9 protein-coding genes are annotated in these 9,034 nt (G+C 38.3%); 1 reads left to right on the top strand and 8 read right to left on the bottom strand.

Going from position 1 to position 9,034, the window contains the following annotated elements; translation table 11 throughout:
- The 8 genes from AC1Z3T_RS20935 to AC1Z3T_RS20970 form a co-directional block, all read right to left on the bottom strand.
- On the bottom strand, window positions 1–803 hold an 803-nt coding region (locus AC1Z3T_RS20935; protein WP_483396966.1), incomplete at its 3' end, for a type VI immunity family protein.
- A 13-nt stretch (window positions 804–816) separates the two neighbouring features.
- A complete protein-coding gene (locus tag AC1Z3T_RS20940; RefSeq protein WP_100885882.1) occupies window positions 817–1,530 on the bottom strand; it encodes a VRR-NUC domain-containing protein in 714 nt (237 codons plus the stop codon).
- Window positions 1,523–2,056 (bottom strand): PAAR domain-containing protein, encoded by a 534-nt coding sequence (locus tag AC1Z3T_RS20945; protein ID WP_100885883.1) that lies wholly within the window; start codon window positions 2,054–2,056, stop codon window positions 1,523–1,525. Before AC1Z3T_RS20945 ends, AC1Z3T_RS20940 begins: the two co-directional genes overlap by 8 nt.
- Window positions 2,057–2,435: 379 nt before the next feature.
- Window positions 2,436–3,545 (bottom strand): acyltransferase family protein, encoded by a 1,110-nt coding sequence (locus tag AC1Z3T_RS20950; RefSeq protein ID WP_100885884.1) that lies wholly within the window; start codon window positions 3,543–3,545, stop codon window positions 2,436–2,438.
- A 245-nt stretch (window positions 3,546–3,790) separates the two neighbouring features.
- Window positions 3,791–5,224: an amino acid permease gene (locus tag AC1Z3T_RS20955; RefSeq protein WP_042086042.1), complete on the bottom strand. Its 1,434-nt coding sequence runs from the start codon at window positions 5,222–5,224 to the stop codon at window positions 3,791–3,793.
- 181 nt (window positions 5,225–5,405) lie between these two features.
- Window positions 5,406–5,777, bottom strand: coding sequence for a RidA family protein (locus AC1Z3T_RS20960; RefSeq protein ID WP_004830021.1), 372 nt, complete (start codon window positions 5,775–5,777; stop codon window positions 5,406–5,408).
- A gap of 10 nt (window positions 5,778–5,787) precedes the next feature.
- Window positions 5,788–6,903 carry an alanine racemase gene (gene alr / locus AC1Z3T_RS20965; RefSeq protein WP_100885885.1) on the bottom strand — a complete coding sequence of 372 codons (1,116 nt, stop codon included), beginning with the start codon at window positions 6,901–6,903 and terminating at the stop codon, window positions 5,788–5,790.
- A gap of 89 nt (window positions 6,904–6,992) precedes the next feature.
- Window positions 6,993–8,252: a D-amino acid dehydrogenase gene (locus AC1Z3T_RS20970; protein ID WP_483396969.1), complete on the bottom strand. Its 1,260-nt coding sequence runs from the start codon at window positions 8,250–8,252 to the stop codon at window positions 6,993–6,995.
- Between the two features lie 138 nt (window positions 8,253–8,390).
- Here AC1Z3T_RS20970 and AC1Z3T_RS20975 point away from each other — a divergent pair, with 138 nt between their 5' ends.
- Window positions 8,391–8,855 (top strand): Lrp/AsnC ligand binding domain-containing protein, encoded by a 465-nt coding sequence (locus AC1Z3T_RS20975; RefSeq protein WP_004830027.1) that lies wholly within the window; start codon window positions 8,391–8,393, stop codon window positions 8,853–8,855.
- The last annotated feature ends 179 nt before the right edge of the window (window positions 8,856–9,034 follow it).

A 9,034-nucleotide genomic window follows, 5' to 3' on the forward strand; every position in this document is an offset into this window, starting at 1 on the left:
CCCCCTGTACCATAGTCATAACCAATAAACCAATTCATCGGTAGTTCACTGTTTAATGCTTCTTCTTCCTTGATCGAATTAAACCATTCGTAGCTGATTGCAGTTAACCAGTTCACAGTTTTAATGCCTGTTATTAATCTATTAGATAAAAGTCCTGGATTTCCTACATCCATTGCCCAAGCTCTACGAGCCATAAACGCTTCGGTCGGTTCATTCTTATCACTTCTTATTCTAGAAATGAGACAAGCATAACCTGCATAACCATGTTTGGCTTTTAAACGTTGCGCACACTTAATAAATAAATCAATAAAAGCTTTACTATTTTCACCAACCCAGTCGATTGGCATAGAAAAAGTTAAAGAGCTTTGATATTTCCCATTCTTCACTTGCCATTGACTAGATCCTCCTACATAAAACTCCCATGCCCCTGTTGCAAATTTCTCTTTACCACTGGTATATAAAAAATTAAAAGCTTTCATAGGACTATAAAGTTTTAAGATATTTCGTATAGGTTTAACTTTTTCAAAAGCTAAACTAGCACCACCAGCCCCGTTAGGTGGCTCATCCTGCCATAACCAAGTTAAATGCGCTTTGGCATGGGCTTGATAATCATCAAAGCATTGAGCAATCGCTTCACGCATTTCATCACTAAAACCCTCTTTAAAGTATAAAACCGCACGAATCGCAGGAATCGCACCGACATAGTCCTCTCCACCTTGAGGAGTGAGTAAACCACCACCAATGGCGCCTTTTTCTTGCATCGCAACCCATGCTTTGTAGTCTTGTTCTTTTTTAAAATGCATTGTTTTCTCCAAGTTAAAATGCCGGGGCTGGGAATTTTGGCATTTTCGGTAGTTTGCCTTTTCGCAACTGTGCCAAGGCAGCTAATGTCGCAATTGCTGCAGTTGCCCATTCAGTCACTGTAGATTTTTTACCATCATCATCACCACAACCACATTCATCAGGGTCGAGCACTTTTAACTTACTGTAGTCGCCTGCTATTTGCTCATAAGCCTTTTCTTGCTCAGGACCAAAAACATCCGTACCAAACTTAATTTCCACCACATGTTTAATATTGTCTTGGGTTGGAGGTGCATTGGGGTCTTTGACAATAACCACATCAGGGCGACGAGTCATTCCCTCCCCCTTTTCATACTCATACCCTTTATCTTTAAGCCAATTTTTTTTAATCCATCCCCAAACATATTTATGCCCTTTGGTGAGTATATTTTTATCCATGATCGGTTCAGGAGGGTCTGTATGCATATCATAAGTGATTTCGGGTTTATATGGACTTTGATTAAACATCATTTCATCCATTTCTTTTAATCGCTCAGAAACACATGATTGATAAAGGTTATTTTGCTTTTTCCCTTTGTTTGGATTGTAGTTACAATAACAAATGGCACTACAAAGAATTTCTTTGTCTTTGGGATCAAGTGCCGTACTGTCAATTGCAACAACTTTAATTGTTTGAAGTTGAGCTGGTTTAGTTGTTAATATTCCTTGTGGTTTTCCTTGATCAGCCATTGTCTAACTCATCCACTAAATTGAGATGAATTTCTTCCTCAGACGGGGTATAAATCCAATCAGTATAGCCTTGCGTATCACTTGCATAAATTGTACTGGTGCCATCTCCCATGGTTACACGGACTCTACGGTTGGCGATCGGTTCACCAGTATTTTGGTCAACAAGCTGAAAACGCCCTGAATGGTCTTGTGGTGGCGGTATTGTCTCTTCACCCTCATCGTTTGGATTACCCATCAGTTGAGAACCAAAAGGTGAACTGGCTTCAACAACCACTTGAAATGAACTTGGCAATAATTTCGCACCACATGCTGTTTTCATTCCTGCTAAAGCAACCTGACTATTATCAGGAAGAATAAAATTAGGTGCACCTTCAGCAATTGGAAAAACGCCTTTACATTTAGGACAAGCAACCATATAGCCTTTGGCAGCCATACCGATTCCATTGACTAAGGTAGAGGCATTGCTTTGAATCACGACACCACCATGATCGGTTTTACAACCTTGGACAATAACAGCTTGAGTCATAATTATTCTCTTATTTTATTTAGTAAAATTTAATAAAAATGTTTATATAAAAATGAATAAACCGCTCAAATATACCTTAATTATATGCAAGTAACAAATTTTCAAGCTAGAAACCTAGCCAGTTATTCATTTCATATTAGGAATAAAAAAGTAAAAAGCTCATTCTAGATTGGATTAAAAAATAGGGACAAGGCAAACAAAAAATTATTATTGTGTTAAAATTCAATTGATTAATTTCGTGAAAATATATGTGATTATGCTTTACAATAGACTTAATCACTACTTTTTTAAAATTATAGATTCAGTTTCCCCAAAAGCATATAACAGATTATTGATATCATGCTATATACCTTAAAAATATTTAATGAAATTAATTCGCCTATCTATTATTAAGTAAAAATTGACGTATTTGTCGATTCAATGGTGCTGAATAATACTTTTCGATTGCCCAACTCAATATAAATACTCCCATAAAATAAATAGGCAATAGCATCAATTTTTCGGCGGGTAGAGTTTCTTTGGGAAGATAAAAAACTTTAAACATACCTAGAATAATCAGATGAAATAAATACATCTCATAACTACGCTGCCCTACCCACTCCATAGCTTTGGAGAACATAGAGGATGATTCAGCTTGCGGATGTTGAGCAAAACAGAAAATTAAAATCGCAGACAATAGCGCAAAAATAGACACTCCCCATGTACTGACATCTTTAATTGGGGCATAAAAGTACAACATAATCATCAAAATACAAACCACAGGCACTATGATTTTTGGAATATCAAGCTTTGTCCCCACCTTTTGAGCAATTAATGCGGTCAAACCCCCCATTGCAATGCCATCGAAACTCGAAAAATAGTGATATAAATATGCCCCACTTTCTTCAGCAAAGTGTAAAGAACGAAAGTAAGGTGCATAACAAATAACAACCAACAACAATGCAATGAAACCTTTCCCTCGCCCTAAAGCCAAACAGAGTATTGGAAAGGCTAAATAAAACACCTCTTCAACCGACAATGACCATAAGACACCAAGTGCATAATTCACCCAACCATTCTCAATGATCAATATATTCATCCAAAAGGTAAAAGCAGAAAATACAGTGAGCCCATAAGAGACTTCAATGTCATTGGGTGCTTGATTCATAAATGGTTTAAGTCCCATCGCACCAAATATCGTGACCAAAGCAACAAGCAGGACTAAACAAGGTATAATTCGTGCAATACGGCGAACATAAAAGTCTTTTACTCTGATATGCCCTAACGATCCACTTCTTTGTAAAGTATGCTGGGTAATCAGAAAGCCTGAAATGACGAAAAACATCGTCACCCCATAGTTGCCATTACGCGCAATCAAATTATTAAGACTTTCTCCAAAAATTTGTACACCTAAAAATGTGTCGTGTAATTTATAAGGAATATTAAAATGATGAATCAGCACCAATAAAATTGAAATGCCTCGTAATAAATCAATCTTGTTATTGCGCATAGATATTATTGTTTAACCAAAATAATGCTATTAAACGTGTTTTTTATTTTTATTTCAGTATTTTATTTTGAACAATTTGTTAATAAATTGATGTAGCCGATGGATTGTAAATCTAAAAATAATGTCAATCAAGACATCATGAACTATATAAAATTTATAACGAAATCAATTTAATTAGAAAAAAAATATACAGGAGATGACCTAAAACCATCTCCTGATCAGTTAAAAGTTGAAGATATTCAACATTAGTCTTGTTGATGACTACGTTTTCTCATACGCGGTTTATACATGAACTGATAAGTGACCGCCAAAATAATCACCCACAACGGACTGATGATGAGTGCCTTTAAAGTATCAGGCTCCAAGCTGAGAATCACCAATGTAAACGCAAGGAAGATCAATACAATATATGACATCCATACGCCACCTGGCATTTTAAAGTTTGATTTTGCATGCAGTTCTGGGCGTAATTTACGATAGCGTATATAACAGACCATGATGATACTCCAGATGCTGATGAACAAAATCACGCACAGAGAACTTGCCAGCGTAAATGCTTCAACAGTATTGGGTACAAAATACTGTAAGGCTGCACCAGCCATAATGAAACCACAAGAGAACAACAACCCTTTTGCAGGAACAGCACGTTTTGATAGCTCAGCTAGCTTTTCAGGCGCTTGACCTTCTTTGGCTAAACCAAAGAGCATACGACTGGTTGAAAACACACCACTGTTCATTGACGACATCACAGAAGATAACACCACCAGATTCATAATAATGGCAGCACCACCAATACCTGCATGCATAAATAACGATACAAAAGGACTTTGGTCAGCTGGAATTTCTGTCCAAGGTGTTACAGACATTACAATAAACAATGCCAATACATAAAACAAAATAATCCGTGTAGGAATTGCATTGACCGCTTTAGGCAAGTTCTTTTCTGGATCTTTGGTTTCAGCCGCCATCGTACCAATCAGCTCAACCCCCACAAAGGCAAATAAGGCAATTTGGAAGCCTGCTAAAAAGCCAGTTCCGCCTTTCGGAAACATTCCCCCATATGACCACACATTGCTAAAGCTGGCAACAGAGCCACTTGGCGCTTGAAAGTGGCTAAATACCATATACCCACCAATCAAAATCAAGCCAAGAATGGCTAGAATCTTAATCAATGCAAACCAAAATTCAATTTCACCGAACAATTTTACGGTAAGCAGGTTAATCCCGAGAACCAAAAGCACGCAGCCTGCACTAATCAGGGCTTGCCCCATGGGCGTAAAAGCAACGCCATCGGGTAACCAAAAATTTAAATAATTAATAATTGCAGCTAAATCAGCAATGCCGACCAAAATCCAACCCAGCCAATAAGACCAGCCGATGTAGTAACCTGCACCAGGACCAATCAAGTCATGTGCCATGTCGATAAATGATTTGTAATGCAGATTGGAAAGTAGAATTTCCCCTAATGCACGCATTAAGAAGAAAAACATGGCACCAATAATCATATAAATGATTAAAATCGAGGGACCTGCTAGAGAAATTGTTTTCCCTGATCCCATAAATAAACCTGTACCAATCGCACCGCCTATGGCAATTAATTGCAAATGACGATTTGATAGTTTCCGTTGCAGCTCATGTGGCGACGATGGTGCGTCATCTGTATGGCTTGAAGTTGTCATAAAAATATCCTTTTTGACAATTTTTCTGGAGGTAAAACTTGCTTGTGGCAACAGAACATTCCCGTTCTATTTTGTTTTACCCAACTTGAGCGAAAGCACATGGTTTACATGTGCTTTGGCTTTGTTTCTAAATAAGTACGATTTAAGTCATGCAGTGATCAATGCGTAGACATTAAAAAGCTTATTTCTGTGCTGCAGTGACTGCAATTTCAATCAACCAATCTGGATTCACCATGTCTGCTTGAATTGTGGCACGAGAAGGGGCAACACAACCTTTTAACCAATCCACCCAAACAGCATTGAATGCTGGAAAGTCTGATAAATTTTTTATGTAAACATTTGCAGACAATAAACGAGATTTATCAGTATCGGCTTCAAGCAAGAGTTGATCGATGGTTGCCAAGATATCTTTGGTTTGACCCACAACATCAAGTTGCGTATTTTTAGGTACTTGACCAGATAAATAAACCACTTTATTAAAAATTGTGACTGCACTCATCACTTCATTGCTATTCAGTTTCTGAATATCAGCATGTTGAAGATTATTTGACATCTTTATTTCCTTATTTCGAAATTTTGAAATTAACGCGTGCAGTGACACCACACATGAGTTCATAACCAACTGTGCCTGAACTTGCAGCAACATCATCGATCGGCAGTACAGCACCGTCAGAAGATTGTCCCCACAACACCACTTCACTGCCAATGTCAGCATCCGTAATATGAGTTAAATCAACTGCGAGCATATCCATACTGACTCGACCAATGGTTTTAGTCAGTACAGAATTGACCAACACTGGCGCATCCATAGAGATACGCTGATAACCATCAGCATAACCACATGCAACAATACCGATTTTCATCGCATGGGGTGCTGTGAACTTTGAACCATACCCCACTGTTTCATTTGCCTGTAAATCTTGAACTGCGATGATTTCACTGCGCAAACTCATGCTTGGTTTAAGATTCCAGTCTTGGATTGAATGAGTGGGATAATCAGGTGAGCTACCGTAAAGCATAATGCCGCTACGAACATAATCTGAATGTAAATCTTGTGAATGTCTCAGGATGGCAGCGCTATTTGAGACCGAGCGGTCACCCGCTAAATCGTGAATCGTCTCATCAAAAACACGTTGTTGATATTCAATCCCAGATTTTCCCAAACGCTCTCCATCTGCATCTGAAAAATGCATCATATGAGTGACGGACTTGACCGCAGCACACTGTTTCAATCGTTGCCACATTGTACGATAAACCTCTGGTTTAAAACCCAGACGATTCATGCCCGTATTCATTTTTAAAAATACGTCGAATTGGGTCTGTGATTGAGCATGTTGTGTTTGGAACTGCTCTAACCAAGTAATTTGTGCTGTGTGATGCAAACTAAAGCTCAATTGGTATTTTTCACAATCCATTAGATCTTCTGCGGAGAAGATACCTTCTAAAAGCAAGATTGGACCTGTCCAACCTAATTTTCTTAATCTTTTTGCTTCATCAATATCCAATAAAGCAAAACCATCTGCGGATTTAAACGCTTCATAAACACGCTCAATTCCATGCCCATATGCATTGGCTTTGACCACTGCAAAAACCTTACTTTGAGGCATAAATTGACGAGCAACATTTAAATTATGCTGTAATGCATCATGATGAATGACAGCAGTAATTGGTCTAGGCATGTTATTCGTCCCTGAATACGAATCTGCAATTAAAGCGTTTATCTCTAAACGCCTTAATACAATGTGAATAATAAAAATGAATGCAGTTTTTAAGCTGCGTGAGGATAACGCTGAATAGATAGACCTTCTGTACTAATATCTGTTTGATGATTCAATACAAGATCACTGATCAATTTTCCTGAACCACATGCCATCGTCCAACCTAATGTGCCATGACCTGTATTTAAGAATAAGTTTTTAAAACGTGTCGCGCCAATAATCGGTGTACTGTCAGGTGTCATTGGACGAAGACCTGTCCAGAACGATGCTTGTGCCAAATCACCACCTGGGAATAAATCTTGAGTAACCATTTCTAAAGTGCCACGACGGTCAGCATTTAAACCATGGTTAAAACCACTCAGCTCAGCCATTCCACCCACACGGATACGTTGATCAAAACGCGTGATTGCAATTTTATAAGTCTCATCTAAAACTGTAGACTGTGGTGCAAATGTTGGATCAACAATCGGAATGGTTAATGAATAACCTTTTACAGGATAGACTGGTAAATTTAACTCAAGAGGTTTTAAGAAATCCCGTGAATAGCTACCAAATGCCAATACATAACGATCAGCTGTCAATACTTGACCATTGACCAGAACACCCTTGATTTCATCACCTTCAACCACAAGTTTTTCAACATTTTGGTTAAATTTAAAATCTACGCCCAAATCTTTGGCTAAGTTGGCTAAGGCATTGGTAAATAAATAACAATCGCCTGTTTCATCATTTGGAAGATGCAAACCACCCACCAATTTATCTTTCGCATGTTCGAGTGCTGGCTCAACCTTTGCAAGATCATCTTTAAGCAACAACTCATGAGGAACGCCACACTCTTTCAGTACAGCAATATCACGTTGAACCATCTCTAATTGTGCTTCTTTACGGAAGACTTGCAGGGTACCTTTTGAACGGTTTTCGTATTGAATACCTGTATCTTTACGAAGCTCTCTTAAACAGTCACGGCTATATTCAGCAACACGTGTCATACGTTCTTTATTGATGGCATAACTTTCTGAATTACAGTTTTTAAGCATTTGCGCCATCCACTGTAATTGCCACATGCTTCCATCGATATTGATTGCCAGCGGTGCATGGTGTTGAAACATCCATTTCACAGCTTTGAATGGGATACCCGGTGCAGCCCACGGCGTTGAATATCCTGGGGAGATTTGACCTGCGTTACCAAAGCTGGTTTCTTCAGCAGGACCTGCTTGACGATCTAAAACTGTAACTTGTGCTCCTTGCTGCGCGAGGTAATATGCACTTGCTACACCAATCACACCACTACCTAATACGATTACACGCATTTCTTATCCTTTACGCATTTACTAGTTTATTTAACTAGTATATTTTTGGTTCAATAGTTTATTTCACTATTTTTGATGTTAAAATTTAGGTGTTTTAATTTTTTTTCGTGAAAATTCACCAAAAAAAGGAAATTATTGATGCGTAAATTAGACCGTATAGATCGAATGATTTTAGAAATTCTTCAGAATGAAGGTCGCATTGCCATCAGTGAATTGGCTTCGCGAGTTAGTTTATCAACAACACCTTGTTCTGAGCGAGTTAAGCGTTTGGAACGTGATGGCATCATTATGGGTTATCATGCGCGCCTCAATCCAAAACACCTTGATCGTAACTTATTGGTTTTTCTTGAAATTAGTCTCTCTGCAAAATCAGGTGATGTTTTTGAACAAGTGGCGAAAGATCTAATGGAAATACCAGAAGTACAAGAGTGCCACCTCATTTCTGGGGACTTTGATTATCTGGTCAAAGCCCGACTAAAAGAAATGAGTGCTTACCGCCGTTTACTGGGTGACTTACTTAAAAAACTGCCTTCGTCCGCATCTTCACATAGTTATATTGTGATGGAAGAAATTAAAGAATCACTCTATCTAGACGTAAAATAAATAAATTAACCTGAGTTAGATAAGAATTCATGATGAAATATGATACTCGGAAACGTCATCCGCAACTGTTTGAGGCAGGACTACTTCTATAAAGTATTGTTTCTGCGACTGATTAAATATGTTGCTGGTGGTCGACGAGTTTTGCGGTGAGCAGCGATATCGCTGCGCAAGATGGTTAG

It is taken from the genome of Acinetobacter sp. B-6, assembly GCF_056930735.1.

Excerpts from the sequence above, each read along its gene's own strand:
- AC1Z3T_RS20970 (WP_483396969.1), bottom strand. The coding sequence starts at position 8,252 with ATGCGTGTAATCGTATTAGGTAGTGGTGTGATTGGTGTAGCAAGTGCA.
- AC1Z3T_RS20975 (WP_004830027.1), top strand. The coding sequence starts at position 8,391 with ATGCGTAAATTAGACCGTATAGATCGAATGATTTTAGAAATTCTTCAG.
- alr (WP_100885885.1), bottom strand. The coding sequence starts at position 6,903 with ATGCCTAGACCAATTACTGCTGTCATTCATCATGATGCATTACAGCAT.
- AC1Z3T_RS20960 (WP_004830021.1), bottom strand. The coding sequence starts at position 5,777 with ATGTCAAATAATCTTCAACATGCTGATATTCAGAAACTGAATAGCAAT.
- AC1Z3T_RS20950 (WP_100885884.1), bottom strand. The coding sequence starts at position 3,545 with ATGCGCAATAACAAGATTGATTTATTACGAGGCATTTCAATTTTATTG.
- AC1Z3T_RS20955 (WP_042086042.1), bottom strand. The coding sequence starts at position 5,224 with ATGACAACTTCAAGCCATACAGATGACGCACCATCGTCGCCACATGAG.
- AC1Z3T_RS20940 (WP_100885882.1), bottom strand. The coding sequence starts at position 1,530 with ATGGCTGATCAAGGAAAACCACAAGGAATATTAACAACTAAACCAGCT.
- AC1Z3T_RS20945 (WP_100885883.1), bottom strand. The coding sequence starts at position 2,056 with ATGACTCAAGCTGTTATTGTCCAAGGTTGTAAAACCGATCATGGTGGT.